Source organism: Kineococcus indalonis (assembly GCF_009906395.1).
GTDB lineage: Bacteria > Actinomycetota > Actinomycetes > Actinomycetales > Kineococcaceae > Kineococcus > Kineococcus indalonis.
Genome location: NZ_JAAALM010000007.1, coordinates 1 through 17,395, shown reverse-complemented (window position 1 = coordinate 17,395; position 17,395 = coordinate 1). Strand labels below are relative to the sequence as shown.

The following is a 17,395-nucleotide window of genomic DNA, read 5'->3' as shown; positions in this document are numbered from 1 at the left end:
GCAGCTGTCGGGCTCGAGAGCCGATGGCACCGTGTGTCCTCCCGCGCGCGCCGCCACCTCCCAGCCGGCGAGCGGCTCGGCTCCTGGAACGCGGCGCAGACACGCCGGCTGGATGCGCGGGGAACGGTCCTCATGGCCGCCCCCGGCGGTCTCGTCATGCTCGCCCTGGCTCCTCTGGTACAGGCTCCGCTGCTGATGGCGGCCGCCGGCGTGGGCGCGCTGGTCCTGGCGCTGTGGGCTCACCTGACCCCGCCCGAGGCGCCTGGATGGGTGCGCTCGGGCTACTCAGCCTTCGCTGCGCCCGTCATCGTGGCCGGCACCGGCGCCGCCGAGGCCGGCTCTGCGCTCGACATCGGCTCCATCGCGCTGGTCTCCCCCACGCTCCTGGTCTCCATGACGCGATCGCGACGCGAGATCGTGGCGCAGATCGCCTGGGCGGAACTCGTCTACGGCACCTACTTGCTCGCCACCACTCCGCGCTCGTCGGCGCTGGTCGGCGTCGTCGTCAGCGCCAGCGTGCTGAGCGTGGTCGCAGCCTGCATCGGCTGGTTGCGCACCCTGCTCGACCGGATGGTGACCGACCTGCAGGACAGCGCCCGGCAGGACCCCTTGACCGGCCTGCTCAACCGTCGCGGACTCACGGCCGCGATGGAGCAGGCGGGCCAGACGCACTGCCACGTGCTGCTGCTGGACGTCGATCACTTCAAGCGCATCAACGACGAGCTGGGACACGGCACCGGTGATGCAGCCCTGCTGTGGCTGGCGCGGCTGCTGCGGCACCAGGCCTGCCCCCAGGAGGTGATCGCACGCATCGGTGGGGAGGAGTTCGTGCTCCGCCTGCCCGCAGCAGCCGATCCGCTGGCTCGCGCCGAAGCGGTGCGGGCGGCCGTGGCGGCCCCATCGGTCGAAGGTCCCGTGGCGATGACGGTCAGCATCGGCATCGCCAGCGGAAGCTGCCACGAGCTGTCCGCCCTCTTGACGGCCGCCGATGCCGCGCTCCACCAAGCCAAGCGCGAGGGCCGCAACCGGGTGTGCCGACAGCGGTGACCGTGCTCTGCTCGCCGGCGCTGTGGGCGATGCCGGTCGGCTGCCTGTCACCACCGTGATGGCCAGGTGCACCGAGCCCAGCTCGGTGGGTTGGGGATGCCTCCCGTGTGCCGAGGACGTGACCCGGCCGAGGACGTGACCCCGGGCACCAGCCGGTCATTCCGGCGCATCGGTGCTCAGCCGGGCGCAGCGCGGAGGGCGTCGCCGTCGACGCCTGCGCCCAGCGCCCGGCTGAGCACCGATGCACTGCAGGAGCCGCTCGAGCCGCTGCGTTGCCCACCACGCCTTGCCGTCCGGCCGGTGTGTCGTGTCCTGCGCGGCCGGCCCCTCAGTCGAGCGCTCCCTGGTGCAGCCGCCGCAGCGGCGCAGCGGGGAAGACCAGTTGCGTGATCGTGCTCAGGCCCCCGTCGGCGTACACCTCCAGCACGCAGCCGTCGGCCACGACGAGCACCTCGCTGACCTGCTCGCTGAGCAGCGGGGCGCTGTCCACGCCGGGGAAGGCCGGGTGGAAGTCGACCGCGCCGCTGCGCGTGCGGTCGCAGCTGAGGGTGCGCTCGTCGCCGTCGAGCACGATGCTGACCCGGTCGTCGTCGTCGCCCTCGCCAGTGGCGAGCACCAGCTGCCAGCGCTGGCCGGGACCGCACGGCACCTGCACCCGGTGCACGAGCAGGTTCTCAGGCCGGGCGCCATCGGTGGGCAGGACCGGTCGCTGGGCGATGCGGTGCCGCCCGCCGGCGTCGCGCACCAGGTCCAGCTCGCGCACCAGCGACATCGCCGAACGCCACGGGGCGGTGGGGGTGCTGGCCGCGTAGTCCCAGTTGCCGGCCCAGCCGATGGTCAGCCGGCGCCCGTCGGGAACGTCGTTGAAGGAGACCGCGGCGTAGTAGTCGCGGCCGTGATCCAGCCAGTCGAAGTCGCGCAGGTCTTCGCCGGCGGCCGCGGCGGCGCCGCTGCTCAGGCGCTCGGGAGTGAAGGTGGTGCCGTCGAAGTGCCCGACGAAGTACTGCGTGCCCGAGCCGCCGGCGATCCCGCCGGGGTTGAGGCTGACCAGCAGCACCCAGCGCACCTGGCCGGTGCCGCGCACCGGCAGGGGGAAGAGGTCCGGGCACTCCCACACCCCGCCGGTGGCGTGGGCCGGGCCGAAGCGCGAGGTCAGCGTCCACTCCTTCAGGTCCGCGGAGGTGTACACCGCCACCCGGTGCTCGCTCGCCTCGACGACGACCATGACCCAGTGCCCGTCGTCCCCGCCGTACCAGAAGACCTTCGGGTCGCGGAAGTCGCGCGCGCCGATGTCCAGGACGGGGTTGCCGGCGTAGCGCCGCCAGGTCCGTCCGGCGTCCAGGCTGTAGGCCAGGGACTGCGCCTGCACCCCGGGCCGGTGCGAGTGCTCCGTGTAGGCGCTGGTGTAGATCGCCACCAGCGCGCACTGCCCGGGTCCGGCGAAGCCGGCGGTGTTGCGCACGTCGGCCACGGCGCTGCCGGAGTAGACGTGCTCCTGCGGCGTGCAGGCGATGGCCACCGGCTGCTCCTGCCAGGTGGTCAGGTCCTGGGAGGTCGCGTGGCCCCAGGACATGTTCCCCCAGGTGCTGCCCGAGGGGTTGTTCTGGAAGAAGAGGTGGTAGACGCCCTCGTGGTGCAGCAGCCCGTTGGGGTCGTTCAACCACGAATCGCGGGCGGTGAAGTGCACGCGCGGGCGCCAGTGCTGCTGCGTCGGCGTCTCGATGGCGGGCGCCTCGGTGGCGGCGGGTGGCTCGAGGGCGGCGGGGCCGGAGGTGTTCGTCACAAGAGGTCCTCGTCGTGGAGAAGGGGCCGCTGGCGGTCTCGGCGGCGCACCCGGTTCGTTCGCGGCAGCACGGTTCGTTCGTCTTAGCACGGGGACAGGAGCCGCAAGCACGAGCCGGACGCGGCGCGGTGCGCACCGGCGCACCTCGTGCGGGGACTTCGCGGGCCGGCACGGTGGCCTGCCGCTCCAGCCGGGTCGCCGGCTGGCTCCGTTCGCGAGCTGTCGGCGCACAGGCTATCGCTTCACAACGTGGTGGGCCGACAGCAGGGTGTGCTCGTTCGCCGCGGGCGGCCGTGAGCTCAGAGTAGTTGCTCCCGGTCGTGAGCTGTGGGGAGGGTGTGAGCACCGGGCCACGCGCCTGGCGCCGATGCTCGCGGCGCCCGTCGGCATCGCTCGTCGGTCCCAGCGGGAGCGGCGGGTGCGGGTCACGCTGTGCGATCTTCGCGGTGGGCAAGGGCGACCGCATCGCATGCGCAGCCCGCGACGCCTGCAGCAGCAGGCGTCGCGGGCGCGGCACCTGCTGCGCCCTGGACCGGCCCGGCCGGTGCGCAGGGCCGGGATGCTGTGCACCGTGACCTGGCGGGTGGCGCCGCCGGCCACCGCGTTCTGGCGATGCCCGCGGCCCACCTGCCGTGCGGCAGGCGGGCCGCGGGTCGCGGTCAGCCCTTGACCGAGCCGGCGGTCAGGCCGCGCACGAAGTACCGCTGCAGGCTCAAGAACACCAGGATCGGCAGGATCATGGTGAAGAAGCCGCCGGCGGCGACGAGCTGCCAGCCCTGGCCCTGCTGCCCCAGCAGCGAGACCAGGGCGATGGTCAGCGGCTGGTTGCCGCCCGGGCCGATGAAGACGAGCGCGACGAGCAGGTCGTTCCACACCCACAGGAACTGGAAGATGGCGAACGAGGCCAGCGCCGGTACCGACATCGGCACGATGAGCTTCCAGAAGGTCTGGTAGTGCGAGGCGCCATCGATCTTGGCGGACTCGATGACCTCCTTGGGCAGGGTCGCCATGTAGTTGCGGATCAGGTACACCGCCAGCGACATGCCGAACCCGATGTGCGCCAGCCACGCCGCGATGAACTGACCGTTGACACCCAGCTGGCCGTAGATGTTCAGCAGCGGGGTCAGCGCCACCTGGTTGGGCACCACGAGCAGCGAGACGATCAGGACGAGCAGGACGTCTCGGCCCCAGAACTCCATGAAGGCGAACGCGTAGGCGGCGAACGCGGCGATGAGGATCGGGATGATGGTTGCCGGGATCGTGATGGCCAGGCTGTTGACCAGGGCGGTCCCCAGGTCGGCTTGGGCGATGACCTGGCTGTAGTTCTCCACCGTGAGCCGGCTCAGCTGCGAGGGGCTGGTGAACACGCTCCACCACCCGGTGTCCGTGGCGTCCACGCGGTCGCGCAGGGAGGTGAAGGCCAGGCCGAACACCGGCACGATCCACAGCAGGCACAGCAGCGCCAGGACGGTGCGGACCCACAGCGGGGCCGGCTTGCCGATGTCGCCGGACTTCGCGCGCGCACGGCCCTTGCGGGTGCCGGTGAAGCCGCCACTACCGGTGGCGCTCCGGCCAGGGGCCGCCGTGGTGGTGACGGATCGCGTACCGCTCATCGGGCGACCTCCTGGGCGCGGAACTGCCGGACCTGGTACGCCATGATCGGGATCATGACGATCATCAGCAGGACGACGATCGCGGCGGCGGAACCGCTGTTGCGGTTGACGAACTGCTGCTGGTAGTAGCTCAGCGCGATGACGTTGGTGTTGAAGTTGCCGTTGGTCATCACGTAGACGATGTCGAAGGTCTTCAGCACCCCGATGATCACGGTGATGAACACGGTGATGATGGTCGCGCGGATCTGCGGGACGATGATGGCGAAGAAGATCCGGCCCTCCGCGGCGCCGTCGATGCGGGCGGCCTCCAGGGTGTCGCTGGGCACCCCCTTGATCGCGGCGGACAGCAGCACCATGGCGAAGCCCGCCTGGGTCCAGATCAGGATGACCATCAGCAGCAGGCTGTTCAGGCGACCGGTCGACAGCTGCAGCCACGCGACGGGATCACCGCCGAGCAGCGTCCAGATCGCGTTGAGCAGGCCGATTTGCGCCTGCCCGGGCGGGCGCTGGGTGTAGATGAAGGTCCAGATGGTGCCGGCTCCGACAGCACTGATGGCCAGCGGCAAGAAGATGATCGTCTTGGTGAACTTCTCCCCGCCCGGGCGCAGCCGGTCGGCGAGCGTGGCGATCAGCAGGCCCAGGACGATCGTCAGGGCCGGGACGACGAGGATCCACAGCAGGGTGTTGAACAGCGTCTGCTGGAAGCCGCGATCGCCCAGCAGGTCGCTGTAGTTCTGAAGACCCACCCAGGCGGTGCTGTCGCGGTTGGCGAAGCTGTAGACGACCGTCTGGAAGAAGGGGAACAGCAGGTACAGCGAGATCGCGGCGAAAGCAGGCAGGATGAACACGTACGGCTTGACGCGCTCGTGCATCCGGCGCGGGAACAGGTCCGTCAGCTTGTTCAACAGGTAGAAGAGCACGACGGCACCGCCGACGCCGCAGAGGACGGCGAGCACCGCATTGATGATCTTGATGGTCACGGGATCTCCTCGTCCGGTGGACCAGGCAGGTGAGCGGTTCCGGGCAGCACCGGGCCTTCAGGACGAGCCCTCAGGACAGGCCCTCGAGGTCAGCGCTCGAGGCGGACCTTCGGGCCCGGCGCCCCCTGGTCCGCTCAGCTGGCCGGCCAGCTCGCCTCGATGTTGTCCAGGGCCGCCTTCTCGTCCTCCGAACCGCTGATCCAGGCGGTCATCTCCCGCCAGAACGAGCCGGAGCCGACCTCCCCGGGCATCTGGTCGGAGCCGTCGAAGACGAACGCGGTGGACTGGTAGGCGATGTCCGCCATCTGCCGGGTCAGCGCGTTGGGGTAGTTGGCCGGGTCGAAGTCGGTGCGCGGGGAGACGAAGCCGTTGGCCTTGGCCCAGTCCACGCCGAAGTCCGTCGTGGCCATGTAGTTCATGATCTTTCGGGCGTCCTCGGTGTCGGTGAACATCGAGGCCAGGTCGCCGCCGCCCAGGACCGGCTTGTCGGCCGGGGTCTCACCCGGCATGGGGAAGACACCCACCACGTTGTCCAGGTCGGCCAGCACGGCGTCGGGGAAGCCGCCGTCGCGGGCGATGAAGTTGCCCTGGCGGTACATGAAGCAGCCGGGCGGGGTGTCGAACATCGCGTTGGCCGCGGTGTTGAAGTTGGCGCTGGCGATGGAGGAGCGCCCGCCGTCCACGTTGCCCTCGGTCAGCAGCAACTCGCTCATGGTGTCGGCCGCCTCGCTGACCTGCGGGCCGTTGAACGGGATCTCGTGCCGGACCCACTGCTGGTAGACCTCCGGGCCGTTCTGGATGAGCATGAGGTTCTCGATCCAGTCCGTGGCCGGCCAGCCGGTGCCCGGGCCGGCCTCCACGCCGAAGCACCACGGCGCGGTGCCGCTGGCCTTGACCTGGTTGGTCAGGTCCAGCAGGCCCTGCAGGGTGTCCGGGGCGGTGTAACCGGCCTGCTCGAAGGGCTGCTTGGGGTAGAAGACGATGCTCTTGATGTTCAGGCTCATCGGCAGCGCGTACTGCGCGCCGTCGACCTGACCGGCCTCGACGATGCCGGGGACCATCGCCTCCAGGCTGGCCTGGTCCACCACGTCCGACAGGTCGCTCAGGTCCCCGCTGTCGGCGAAGTCGGCCATGATCCCCGGCTGCGGGAAGATGGCGATGTCCGGCTTGTTGTTGCCCGAGACCCGGGTGGTGATCACGGTGTTGAAGTCGGGTGTGGGCGAGAACTTCACGTCGATGCCCTCGGCGTCGGCGAACTTCTTGATCTCCGCCTGGAACTTCGCCGAGGAGGTGTCGGTGAAGCCGTACATGATCTCCACGGTGCCGTCGTCAGCACCGCCGCCGGCGTTGTTCTCGCTGGGCTGGCTGAGGCAGCCGGCGGTCAGGACGGTGACGAGGCCGGCGGTCAGGGCCGTGCCCAGGATCTTCTTGGTGCGCATGTGCGGGCTCCTTCGTCCACGGTGCGGTGCACGGTGCGGTCCACGGTGCGTGCGGGCCCCGGGGGATCCGGAGCCGTGATGTCCTCGGGCGGCGACCCGAGCGGGGCGAGCCGACGGCGGGCGCATCGGCCATGCCCGGCTCGGGCGGCGATCTGGGCGGTCTGGGGTGATCTGGTCGGTCTGGGCGAGCGCTCCGGTGGGTGCGGGCGGTGGGCAGGGGCCGGTGGGCGGCAGCGGCGGGCCAGCGTCGATGCTGCCTGTCACCCGCAACCGCAGCGGCCGCCTTCCCGCCCCCCACCTCCCTGCTCTTCGCAAACGCTTGCGTGGATGGTGGCGCTCAGCTCCTGCGCTTGTCAAGCAGGCTTCAGCGTTGCGAATCAACGTGATGTGAGCGAGATGTCGACGTGGCCGCACGGGTAGCGCACGTCTTGGAAGCGCAGTGCCCACAACACGGCGCAAGCGTTTGCGGTGCCGTAGGCTGTCGATGTGAAACCCGCGGTGAACATGGCGGACGTGGCCGTCCGCGCCGGGGTCTCGATCTCCACCGTCTCGCGCGCGCTCGGTGGCGCGGCCGGCGTCAGCGAGGCCACCCGGGAACGCGTGCGTGCCGTGGCCGACGAGCTCGCCTACGTCGTCTCCCCGGAGGCCTCGCGCCTCTCGCGCGGGTCCACCGGGCGCGTCGGCGTCCTCGTGCCCGCCATCCACCTGTGGTACTACGCCAGCGTGGTGGCCGGCCTGGAGGCGGTCTTGCGCGAGTCCGAGCTGGACCTGCTGCTCTACCACGTGGAGGGGCCCGAGGACCGTCGCCGCTTCTTCGACCGGCTGCCCGCCCGCCGCAAGGTGGACGCCCTCGTCGTCGTGGCGCTGCCGACGACGGCCGAGCAGCACCGGCGCCTGGACGACCTGGGAGTCGCCATCATCTCCGCCGGCGCCAGCTCCGAGCAGCACCCCTGGGTGGCCGTCGACGACGCGGCGGCCGCCGGCGCCGCGGTCGAGCACCTGCTGGCCCTGGGCCACGAGCGCATCGCGATGATCCGCACCGTCGAGCCCGATGGCGGCGACTGGCAGGCTGACCGCCAGCGCCTGGCCGGCTACCGCAGCGCCCTGCAGCGCGCCGGGCTGGAGGAGGACCGCGATCTCGTGGTCACCGTGCCCTGGGGCCCGGACGGCGGCGCCCGGGCGATGGACCGGCTGCTCACCCTGCCCCACCCGCCCACCGGGGTGTTCGCCTACTCCGACGAGGTCGCCATCGGCGCGTTGCGCAGCCTGCGCCGAGCCCGCGTCGAGGTGCCCGGGGCGGTCTCGCTCGTGGGGGTCGACGACCACCCGATGGCCGACTTGACCGACCTGACGACCGTGGCGCAAGAGCCGGTGGTGATCGGTCGCTGCGCCGCCGCTCTCGCGTTGCGCACCCTGGGCCTGCCGGTGCCGGTGGACCTGCAGCACGTGCGCACCGACGGCCAGCGCCTGGGCACCCGCCTGGTCGTGCGCGGCACCACGGCCCCCCCGCGCGCGGCCGGCGCGCGCCTGGCACCGCCACGCTCCCCCGCGGCCGCTGAGGTGCTGCGCGCACCGCGCAGCTGACGCCTCGTCCTCGGGCACACGACTTGACCGCCCGTGGCCCCGAGGACGACGGCAGCGAAGACGCCGACGTCGAGCGTGCGCGAGCACGGCATGCGGGAGCATCCTTGACAGGGGTTGAGGAGCTGACGGTGTCGCGGCGCCCGGCCGATCGCAGCGCGGGCAGCGCGCGTCGGGGCCAGCGGTGAAGGTGAACGCGCGGGCTCTGCTGGCGCCACCGGGTCAGCCCAGCGACGCGCTCGCTGTCCAGCAGCGCAACCAGGGCGCAGCTCAACCAAGGCGCAGCTCGGCAAGGCTGCTAGGGAGTGGCGGGTCGGGCCGCTCTCTCCTCCACCGATGCCTCCGCCCGCACCCTCGCCCTCGGACCAGCGCTCGCAGCCCGGATCGAAGGCCAAGACACCCATCTCGGCGGCCTGCTGCGCGCTCTCCGCCAGCACCCGCGCACCAACAAGACCTGCGTCCCAACGCGGCATGCCTGATGGCGGCCGCCGGTCCCGTGCTTCCAGCGCGTCGCGCTCTTGCCGCTGGGTGCTGGCGGCCACGGGCGACTTCCGGCGGGAGCCGCTCACGGTTGAGCGGTGTCATCTCGCCGCGGGCACGCTTCGATCCGGCGGCGATCGCCGGCAAGGGCCCGGCGTCGGCCGGCGCGGAGCTCGGCGCGGTGCGCGCGGGCGAAGTCGGCGACCGTCACGGCCGGGCGCCCCAGCAGGTCGGGGACGTCGCTGCTGCACAGGCGCCCGTCGTCCTGCCCGCGGCGCACCACGTCCACGAACTGGTGGACCAGCCCCCGCGCCTGCCAGGCGGGGACCCCGGTGGCGCGCAGCGCGCCGTAGAACGCGGGGGCGGGCACGTGGACGTAGCGCACGCGGTGCCCCAGCACGGTGGCGAGGATTCCGGCGACCTCGGGGTGGGACAGCGGGCGGTCGCCGACGAGCCGGTGCGTGCGGCAGTCCCCCTCGGGTCGCCCTGCACGGCGGGGTCGGTGTCCAGAACCGGGTGCACGGCCAGGTGTACTCGGCAACTCCGAAATCGATGGTGCGCAGGAACCTCCAGAACCTCGCGGCGCGGTGTCGGGCGTTCTCGGAGCCGAGTCCTGGTCCACCTGCGCCCACAAGACCCGGAGAGTCCCCGCGGCGTTCCAGGTGACGAGCCCGGGCGATCGCCCTGCACCGGAACCTCGCAGACCTTGGCTCGGTCCAGCCTGCCGTCGGCGCAGTGCTCGCCGAGCGGGCAAGCTGAACATCCTCGTGAACGACGCTGGGGTCCCCTGCAGAGCAGATGGCGCCGGGCCCACCGCTGGATCGACATAGGCCGGTCATGGGTGTGGGCTGCGCGTTCTCGGTCATGTCGCTGACGAGCACGTCGTCAACCTCTCGGCCGCGTCGATGCCCATGTGATGGTGCTGTTCCTCGCACAGCACCGCGCGTTTCATCCCACAGGTCACCGCCTCGCTCGAGGGAGCGGCGCTCGGCTCAGCAGAGCGGGCCGCGGCGTGCGGAGCGACCGAGGAGCGGCAGCGGCGACGATGGAGATCCGTCCCACCACCGACGAGGACCTCGGCGTCTTCGTCGACACCCTGCACACCGCCTCCGCCCGCTTTCCCGCCGCACCGGACCAGGACGGCGGCGGAGTGTTCCGGGCAGCGCCGGAGATGGACCGCAACTGCTCGCCGTCACCGAGCAGAGGCGGCCCGTCGGCACTGCCGCGGCCTGCTCCTTCGAGATGACCCTGCCCGGCGCGGTGCTGGCCCCGGCCGCTGGGGTGAGCGCGATCGGGGTCCCGCCTTCCCACCGTCGCCGGGGAGTGATGACGGCGTTGACGCGCCGCCAGCTGGATGACCTGCGCGCGCGTGAGGAGTTCTTCGCCGTGCTGCTGGCCAGCGAGGCCGCGATCTGCCGGCGCGTCGACCGCGGACCAGCGGCTCCACCCGTCGGCTGACGATCCCACGCCACCGCGCTGCCTTCGCCGCACCCCGCGTCGGCGCCGCGGACGAGCGCTCGGCGAGCTCGGCCGGATCCGGCTCGCTGGAGGTGTTGAGGCGTGCGGACCGCGGGCAGCTCCTGGAGGAGGTCTACGACCGCTACCGCCGCACCCGCCCCGGTGCGCTGAGCCGCCCGCACCGCTGGTGGAGCCGCGGCGCCGGCGCACCGCCGGTCGCTGACACCCCTCGCTGCGTGGCCGTTCACCGCGACGCCGCCGGCGTCGCCGACGACTACGCCAACTACTTCCTGGATGAGTGCACGTTGACCGTCGACGAGACCATCGCCACCGACGACACCGTCACCGCGGTCCTGGACCGCTTCGTCCTGGGGCACGACCGGGGCGCGCAAGTGGTCATGTCACGCACCCCGCCGGAGCACCCCCTGCGCTGGCAGCTCGCGGACCCCCGCGCCGCCCGGGTCAGCGACGACGAGAACTGGTTGTGGCGTCGGCTGCTCGACGTTCCTCGTGCTCTGAGGGCGCGAGCTGCGGCGGCGACGGTGTCCTCGAGGTCACCGATCCCTTCCTCGGCGAGCACCACCGGTGCCTGCCCACCGTGCGCAACGGGCAGGCCGAGTGCATCCCGACCGAGCGGGAGCCCGACCTGCGCCTGGACGCCGGTGACCTGGCCTCGATCTACCTCGGCGGCACGAGTCCCAGCACCCTCGCGCACGCAGGCCACGTCGGAGTCCAGGACGACGCCGCACGCGTGGTCACCGATGCCCCCTTCCGCGCTGAGCGTGAACCGTACTGCCTGCACTGGTTCTGACCCCGGCGTCGACGACATCAGCCATCAGCCTTCGGGGAGGTGGGTGGGCAGCCGCCCGCGAGAGTCGAGTGGTGGTGACGGAGGAGTCGGGCTGTACGCGGCGTGGATGATGTCCTGGGACACGAGATCGACGCCACCCAGCTCCTGCACATCGGAACACGGCCAGGCGCTCGAAGCGCCGACGCAGCCCCGCTGCTCAGCCGGGCAGCGCAAGGCCCGGCGCTTGGCCGGGCGCCATCGCCACCAGACCGACTGCTCACCGCTCGTGCCGACGAGGCCGTACCGGCGACATCAGCGACCCGGCGGCGTCCGTGCGGCACTGTTCGACACGAGCTGCCGTTCCTCCTGCCGCCTGCGAGCACCGGGGCGGCTGAGCAGGTCGCCCCCCTCATCGACGGAACTTGGGCACCTCACCGCTGCCTTCGGCCCGGTGATGCAGCTCGGTTCGCGTGCCGCGGGCGGCAAGCACGGGCAAGCACGGGCAAGCACGGGCAAGCACGGGCAAGCACGCAGCCTCACGGCGCCGCTCGCGGAGCAGCGAAGGTCTCCATCAGCGCGCCGGCGAGTGCGTCGAGCTCCTCGAACACGAGCGTCGAGAGCGCCTCGCCACCTCGGACGCCTGTCCACGCCGCGAACCCCTCGTAGTACGCGCGCACGCCCAGGTCCGCCAGGGCGCCCGCCAGCCGCTGGTCGCCGAGACGGGCAGCCAGCGCGGCCTGCAGCGCCGCAGCGATGCTGGAGCGCTTGAAGGCCGCCCGCTCCTGCAGCTCCTGGCTCGAGGCGACGAGGGCGTCGATGCGCCGGCCGATCTGCTGCTGCGCAGGCTCGTGCTCGTCGCACAAGACGCGCAGGGCGCTGCGCAACACCTGCAGCGCGGAGGCGTCCTCGGCGGCCGAGAGCACGCCGGCGGTGGCGATGGCCACCAGGGCGGGCTGCCCCTGGAAGAGGATCTCGCGCTTGTCGGCGAAGTGCCGGAAGAGCGTGGTCTTCGTCAGCCCAGCGCGCTCGGCGATCTGAGCCGCCGTCGTCGCGTCGTACCCCTGCTCGGTGAACAGGTCCATGGCGGCCTGCAGCAGCCTGCCGCGCGCATCCGGTTCCCATCGCCCCACGTCTGCCAGCCTACCGTGATGTGTCTTGGACACGTCGAAGTCGACGGCTCCCGCGGGGCGGTCACCACGACCGACCCGCTGAGCGGTGAGCCCCTCAGGAGCACACCTGCAGGCGCAGCGCCGCTCAGTCCCCTGGCGGCCGTGGCAGCACCGCCCGCCGTGGCCAGGGTGCAGCACTCCGTGGGTGCGTCCCGGCCTTCTGCGCCGCTGCGGGCCGCACGAAGGTGGCGCCGTGCCCGGCACCACCGTCCCCACCTTCACGGCCTCCGGACTGGCGGCCGTGCGCGCCGGCGCCGACCGGCCGCTGCTGCTGACCGGCGCGACCGTGCACACCCTCGACCCGCTGATCGGCACCCTGCGCGGCGCTGACGTACTCATCGGCGCGGCGCTGATCGTCGGCGTCGTGCCCGGCATCGTCACCGCCGCCGAGGACGAGGGCGCCGTGGTCATCGACGCCACCGGCACCACCGTGCTCCCCGCCCGCCTGGACGCGGCCGTCACCCCCGGCACCGCCGCGCGCGGCACCGGTCCCGGCACGCTCGCACCCGGCGCCGACGCCGACGCCGACCTCGTCCTCGTGCCCGACGAGCACGCTGCGGACCTGGCCACGGCGCTGCACACCGCCTTCACCCGGCCCGATCTGCTGCTGGCCGTGCTGCAGCAGGGGCGGCCCGTGCACTGGGCCGACCGCCTGCTGGCCGGTGCGGCCACCGCAGCGCTGCAGCCCGAGCGGCTGGTGCTCGACCCCGCCCGCGTGGGCGTCTGGATCGACACCGAGGACTTCCTGCACCAGGAGCTGAGCGCCGACGGGCGCTACGACGAGACCCGCGGTGGGCGCCCGCACGCCTTCACCGGCCGCCACCGGATCGACGGTGAGCGCATCGACTACCTGAACGACCTCGGCTTCGGGGCCTTCGGCCGCTCCAGCCGCTCCAGCCGCTCCAGCCGCTCCAGCCGCTCCAGCCGCTCCAGCGGCTCCAGCCGCGACGGGACCCACGACGGGACCCACGACGGGACCCACGACGGGACCCACGACGCCTTGCACCACGCCGGCTGCACCCTGCACCGAAAGGACACCCGATGAACCCCGACGCCACCCTGGACGCGCTGACCCGCTCGGCCACCGATCCCGCCCGCCTCATCCTGCTGCGCGGCGCGAGCGTGGTGACGATGGACCCCGCGCTGGGCACCATCGACGCCGGTGAGGTCCTCATCCGCGGCTCGCGCATCCTCGACGTCGGCCGCGGCCTGCCGGACACCGGCGCCCTGGTCATCGACGCGCCCGGCAGCATCATCGCCCCGGGCATGGTGGACACCCACCGGCACGCCTGGCAGGCGCAGATGCGCCGCACCATCCCCGACGTCGACGACCTCGCCGGGTACCTGCGCTCCACGCTGATGAACGTCGCACCGGCCTACACCCCCGACGACGTCCACCTGGGCACCCGCCTGGCCGCGCTGACCGCGCTGGACGGCGGCATCACCACGATGCTCGACTTCTCGCACAACTCGCGCACCGCCGCCCACTCCGACGCCGCGATCACCGCGCTGATCGACTCGGGCATCCGCGGCGTGCACGCCAGCATGGCCCCGCACTTCGGCACCTGGGACGGGCAGTGGCCGGCGGACCTGGCCAGGCTGCGCTCGCGCTACGTGCCCACCGACGAGCAGCTGGTGACCTTGCGCATGGCGGCGCTGGCCACCGCCGACATCGCCGACCACCTGGCGTACGGACCGCAGCTGGCCCGCACTGCGGCGGACCTGGACATCGGCGTCAGCCTGGACGTCGTCTTCGGGCAGGGTGCCTCCAGGGAGGTCCTGCACTGGCGCGAGCAGGGGCTGCTGGGCCCGCACCTGCAGGCCATCCACTGCACGGCGCTGTCCGCCGAGGCCTGGGCGGCGATGCGCGAGCACGGCGTGAGCGTCTCGCTGGCCCCCACCTCCGATGCCCAGATCGGCTTGGAGGACGCCGTGCCGCCGGTCGACGAGGCCCTCGCGCACGGGATCCGGCCCGGGCTCTCGGTGGACGTGGAGGTCGCGCTGGCCTCGGACATGTTCACCCAGATGCGGGCGCTGCTGACGATCCAGCGCATGCGCGCGGTCCACGCCGCCTACGGCACCGGGGGCGAAGCCGCCCGCATCAGCACCCGTGACGTGCTCGACTTCGCCACCCTGTCGGGAGCGCGCACCCTGCGGCTGGAGGAGCGCACCGGCTCCCTGAGCCCCGGCAAGCAGGCCGACCTCATCGTCGTGGACGCCGAGGCGATCAACACCATGCCGCTGCACGACGCCGTCGGCACCCTGGTGCTGGGGGCGGACCGCTCGAACATCACCTCGGTGTGGGTGGCCGGGCAGGTGCGCAAGTGGAACAGCACGCTTCTCGGGGTGGACGTCGACGCCCTGCGCACCCGGGTGCACGACTCCGTCGCCGCGATCAGCGAGCGCCTCGCCACCACCGGAGCCGACCGGTGATCCCACCGGACGCCACCACGTTCGTCCTGACGGACGTGCACGTCATGACCACCCCCGGCACCGTGGCGCCAGGTCAGCTGCACGTGGCTGGCAGGCACCTGAGCGGGGGACCGGCCGACCCGGGGGTCCAGGTGATCGGCGCCGGCGGCGCCCACGCCGTCCCGCTGCTGGTCGACAGCGCCCTGGCGCACCTGCCGCCCGCCCGGCGCAGGGCGTACGACCTCCTGCCCGGCAACCCGGCCACCTTCGCCCTGGTGCGCCGCCCGGTCACCGCGGCGCAGGTGCGCGCCATGCTGGTCGTGGACCCACCGGACCTGCTGGCGGTGTGGGTCGCCGGGCACCTGCAGGCCTGGCACGGCAAGCCGACCCGGGCCGCAGGAGAAGACGTCGCCGACCCGGCCGTGCGGCAGAAGTGGGTGGGCACCTGGCAGGACCCCGGCCGCGGCCTGCTGCAGCACCTGCGGCCCGACGGGCGCTACTCCGAGACCCGTGGCGGGCGAGCCGATGCGTACACCGGCCGCTACTGGGTGCACGAGGACCGGATCACGTACCTGGACGACTGCGGCTTCTGGGCCTTCGGCCAGCTGCTGAACGACGTCCTGCACCACGCCGGGTTCGTCATGAGACGCCACTGAGCCAGCACCGACCCGGCGCCGCCTGACCCGACGCGGCCCGGCGCACGTCGGGTCGGGCCCCGCCGGCTGCCAGGGAGCGCCAGGTCCTGGCAGCGCCGGCGGAGGCCCGTCTACGGTCGACGTGTGAGCACCTCAGACCTCGGAGCCTTCCTCAAGGCCCGCCGCGGCCACGTGCAGCCGGCGGAGGTGGGCCTGCCCGCGCACACCAGCCGCCGGGTGAGCGGACTGCGCCGCGAGGAGGTGGCCATGCTCGCCGGCGTCAGCGTGGACTACTACGCCCGCCTGGAGCAGGGCCGCGAACGCCACCCCTCCTCCTCGGTGCTCAACGCGATCGCCAACGCCCTGTGCCTGGACCACGATCAGCGCGGGCACCTCTTCCGCCTGGCCGACCTGGCGCCCACCGCCCTGGCTCCCGTGGCCGCCGCCGCGCCGCAGGCGCTGAAGGACCTGCTGCAGGCCTGGCCGCACACCCCCGCGGTGATCATCAACCGGCAGCTGGACGTGCTGGCGCACAACGCGCTGGCCGGGGCCCTGTACTCGCAGTTCACCCACATCGACAACGTGGCGCGCATGACGTTCCTGGACCCGGTCGGTGCCCACTTCTACACCCACTGGGACCGGGCCGCGCACTCGTGCGTGGCCAGCCTGCGCCTGGCCCTGGGGCACGTGGACTGCGCTGACGCCGTGCGCCGCCTGGTGCTGGAGCTGACCGCGGCCAGCGCCGCCTTCGGCCGTCTGTGGGCCCGGGGCGACGTGCGCGGCAAGACGCACGAGTCCAAGGCGTTCCGCCACCGCGATGTCGGTGACCTGGTCCTGGACTACCACGCCTTCGACGTCAAGGAGGTCCACGGCGCCCAGCTGATCGTCTACCAGGCCGCTCCCGGAACCCCGGATGCCGAGAAGCTGCACCTGCTGGCCTCGCTGCACGCGGCGCCCCGGGTGGCGCCCACCGCGCCGCCGGCGCGCAGGGTCACCTCCGGTGCGTCCTCGCTCCGGCCGGAGCAGCAGTGAGGCCGGCGGGGGCCCGGTTCGGCAGTGGTGGGCGCGCCGCGGCGGGTCGGTGCGCGTCCGGGCCGCGGCGGGTCGGTGCGCGTCCGGGGATGTGGATCAGCGACCGATCGTGTCCAGCTCGGCCAGGTCCGCCTCGCTCAGGACGGTGGCCGTGCCGGTGATGTTCTCGCGCAGGTGCGCCACCGACTTCGTGCCCGGGATGAGCAGCACGTTCGGCGAACGCTGCAGCAGCCAGCTCAACGCCACCACCATCGGCGTGGCCCCCACCCGCTGCGCCACTGCCGACAGCGCCTCGGACTGCAGCGGGGTGAACCCGCCCAGGGGGAAGAACGGCACGTAGGCGATGCCCTCGCGGGCCAGGTCGTCGATGAGGTCGTCGTCGTGGCGGACGGCGAGGTTGTACATGTTCTGCACGCAGACGACGGGGGCGATGGTCCGGGCCTCGGCGACCTGCTCGGCGGTGACGTTGCTGACGCCCAGGTGATGGATCAGACCCTCTTGCTGCAGTTGGGCGAGGGTGGTGAACGCCTCGGCGATCGAGCCGGGCCCGGGGCCGGTGGCGTCGCCCATGCGCATGTTCACCAGGTCCAGGGTCTCCACGCCCAGGGCCTGCAGGTTCTCCTGGACCTGCCGGCGCAGGTCCCCGGGCCGGCGGGCGGTGGGCCAGCCGCCCCGGGCGTCGCGCTCGGCGCCGACCTTGGTGGCGATGAGCAGCTGCGCGGGGTAGGGGTGCAGTGCTTGGCGGATCAGCTCGTTGGTGACGCGGGGGCCGTAGGCGTCGGAGGTGTCGATGTGGGTGATGCCCGCCTGCACGGCGGCGCGCAGGACGGCCAGGGCGCCGTCGTGGTCGGCCGGCGGGCCCACGACCCACGGCCCGGCCAGCTGCATGGCGCCGTAGCCGAAGCGGGTGACCTGACGGTCCCCCAGGATCCAGGTGCCGCCGGGCAGCGCAGCGGCTGCGGAGCCGGTGGGGGTG

13 protein-coding genes and 1 pseudogene are annotated in these 17,395 nt (G+C 72.5%); 7 read left to right on the top strand and 7 right to left on the bottom strand.

Annotation, left to right across the window (positions count from 1 at the left end; genetic code table 11):
• Nucleotides 1–132 precede the first annotated feature (132 nt).
• Nucleotides 133–1,047 (top strand): GGDEF domain-containing protein, encoded by a 915-nt coding sequence (locus GTR00_RS00915; RefSeq protein ID WP_166609784.1) that lies wholly within the window; start codon nucleotides 133–135, stop codon nucleotides 1,045–1,047.
• Nucleotides 1,048–1,375: 328 nt separating this feature from the next.
• On the opposite strand, the gene GTR00_RS00910 is transcribed toward GTR00_RS00915, so the two are convergent.
• From GTR00_RS00910 to GTR00_RS00895, 4 genes are all read right to left on the bottom strand, one after another.
• A complete protein-coding gene (locus tag GTR00_RS00910; RefSeq protein WP_166609783.1) occupies nucleotides 1,376–2,830 on the bottom strand; it encodes a GH32 C-terminal domain-containing protein in 1,455 nt (484 codons plus the stop codon).
• Between the two features lie 659 nt (nucleotides 2,831–3,489).
• Nucleotides 3,490–4,443: a carbohydrate ABC transporter permease gene (locus GTR00_RS00905; RefSeq protein ID WP_166609782.1), complete on the bottom strand. Its 954-nt coding sequence runs from the start codon at nucleotides 4,441–4,443 to the stop codon at nucleotides 3,490–3,492.
• Entirely contained in the window at nucleotides 4,440–5,348 is a 909-nt protein-coding gene (locus GTR00_RS00900; RefSeq protein WP_205704773.1) for a carbohydrate ABC transporter permease, read from the bottom strand. Before GTR00_RS00900 ends, GTR00_RS00905 begins: the two co-directional genes overlap by 4 nt.
• Before the next feature lie 209 nt (nucleotides 5,349–5,557).
• Nucleotides 5,558–6,862: an ABC transporter substrate-binding protein gene (locus GTR00_RS00895; protein WP_166609780.1), complete on the bottom strand. Its 1,305-nt coding sequence runs from the start codon at nucleotides 6,860–6,862 to the stop codon at nucleotides 5,558–5,560.
• A 504-nt stretch (nucleotides 6,863–7,366) separates the two neighbouring features.
• Between GTR00_RS00895 and GTR00_RS00890 the strand changes: the two genes are divergently transcribed.
• Nucleotides 7,367–8,446, top strand: coding sequence for a LacI family DNA-binding transcriptional regulator (locus GTR00_RS00890; RefSeq protein ID WP_166609793.1), 1,080 nt, complete (start codon nucleotides 7,367–7,369; stop codon nucleotides 8,444–8,446).
• Nucleotides 8,447–9,008: 562 nt separating this feature from the next.
• Here GTR00_RS00890 and GTR00_RS00885 read toward each other — a convergent pair.
• Nucleotides 9,009–9,323 (bottom strand): Rossmann-fold NAD(P)-binding domain-containing protein, encoded by a 315-nt coding sequence (locus GTR00_RS00885; RefSeq protein WP_166609779.1) that lies wholly within the window; start codon nucleotides 9,321–9,323, stop codon nucleotides 9,009–9,011.
• Nucleotides 9,324–9,968: 645 nt separating this feature from the next.
• Between GTR00_RS00885 and GTR00_RS26145 the strand changes: the two are divergent.
• Nucleotides 9,969–11,192, top strand: a pseudogene (locus tag GTR00_RS26145) (GNAT family N-acetyltransferase).
• A gap of 515 nt (nucleotides 11,193–11,707) precedes the next feature.
• Here GTR00_RS26145 and GTR00_RS25360 read toward each other — a convergent pair.
• Nucleotides 11,708–12,301, bottom strand: coding sequence for a TetR/AcrR family transcriptional regulator (locus GTR00_RS25360; protein WP_166609778.1), 594 nt, complete (start codon nucleotides 12,299–12,301; stop codon nucleotides 11,708–11,710).
• A 232-nt stretch (nucleotides 12,302–12,533) separates the two neighbouring features.
• Here GTR00_RS25360 and GTR00_RS25355 point away from each other — a divergent pair, with 232 nt between their 5' ends.
• From GTR00_RS25355 to GTR00_RS00855, 4 genes are all read left to right on the top strand, one after another.
• Nucleotides 12,534–13,385, top strand: a complete 852-nt coding sequence (locus GTR00_RS25355; protein WP_166609777.1) for an Atu4866 domain-containing protein — start codon at nucleotides 12,534–12,536, stop codon at nucleotides 13,383–13,385.
• Nucleotides 13,382–14,773: an amidohydrolase family protein gene (locus tag GTR00_RS00865; RefSeq protein ID WP_166609776.1), complete on the top strand. Its 1,392-nt coding sequence runs from the start codon at nucleotides 13,382–13,384 to the stop codon at nucleotides 14,771–14,773. The genes GTR00_RS25355 and GTR00_RS00865 overlap by 4 nt, the downstream gene beginning before the upstream one ends.
• Nucleotides 14,770–15,408, top strand: a complete 639-nt coding sequence (locus tag GTR00_RS25350) for an Atu4866 domain-containing protein (protein ID WP_205704769.1) — start codon at nucleotides 14,770–14,772, stop codon at nucleotides 15,406–15,408. The genes GTR00_RS00865 and GTR00_RS25350 overlap by 4 nt, the downstream gene beginning before the upstream one ends.
• Nucleotides 15,409–15,531: 123 nt before the next feature.
• Complete coding sequence (locus GTR00_RS00855) at nucleotides 15,532–16,419, top strand: helix-turn-helix domain-containing protein (protein WP_166609775.1); 888 nt, start codon at nucleotides 15,532–15,534, stop codon at nucleotides 16,417–16,419.
• Between the two features lie 96 nt (nucleotides 16,420–16,515).
• On the opposite strand, the gene GTR00_RS00850 is transcribed toward GTR00_RS00855, so the two are convergent.
• Nucleotides 16,516–17,367 carry an oxidoreductase gene (locus GTR00_RS00850; protein ID WP_166609791.1) on the bottom strand — a complete coding sequence of 284 codons (852 nt, stop codon included), beginning with the start codon at nucleotides 17,365–17,367 and terminating at the stop codon, nucleotides 16,516–16,518.
• Nucleotides 17,368–17,395 lie beyond the last annotated feature (28 nt).

Coding starts and splice junctions, on each gene's coding strand:
- GTR00_RS00915 (WP_166609784.1), top strand. CDS start 133: ATGGCCGCCCCCGGCGGTCTCGTCATGCTCGCCCTGGCTCCTCTGGTA.
- GTR00_RS00905 (WP_166609782.1), bottom strand. CDS start 4,443: ATGAGCGGTACGCGATCCGTCACCACCACGGCGGCCCCTGGCCGGAGC.
- GTR00_RS00895 (WP_166609780.1), bottom strand. CDS start 6,862: ATGCGCACCAAGAAGATCCTGGGCACGGCCCTGACCGCCGGCCTCGTC.
- GTR00_RS00890 (WP_166609793.1), top strand. CDS start 7,367: ATGGCGGACGTGGCCGTCCGCGCCGGGGTCTCGATCTCCACCGTCTCG.
- GTR00_RS00865 (WP_166609776.1), top strand. CDS start 13,382: ATGAACCCCGACGCCACCCTGGACGCGCTGACCCGCTCGGCCACCGAT.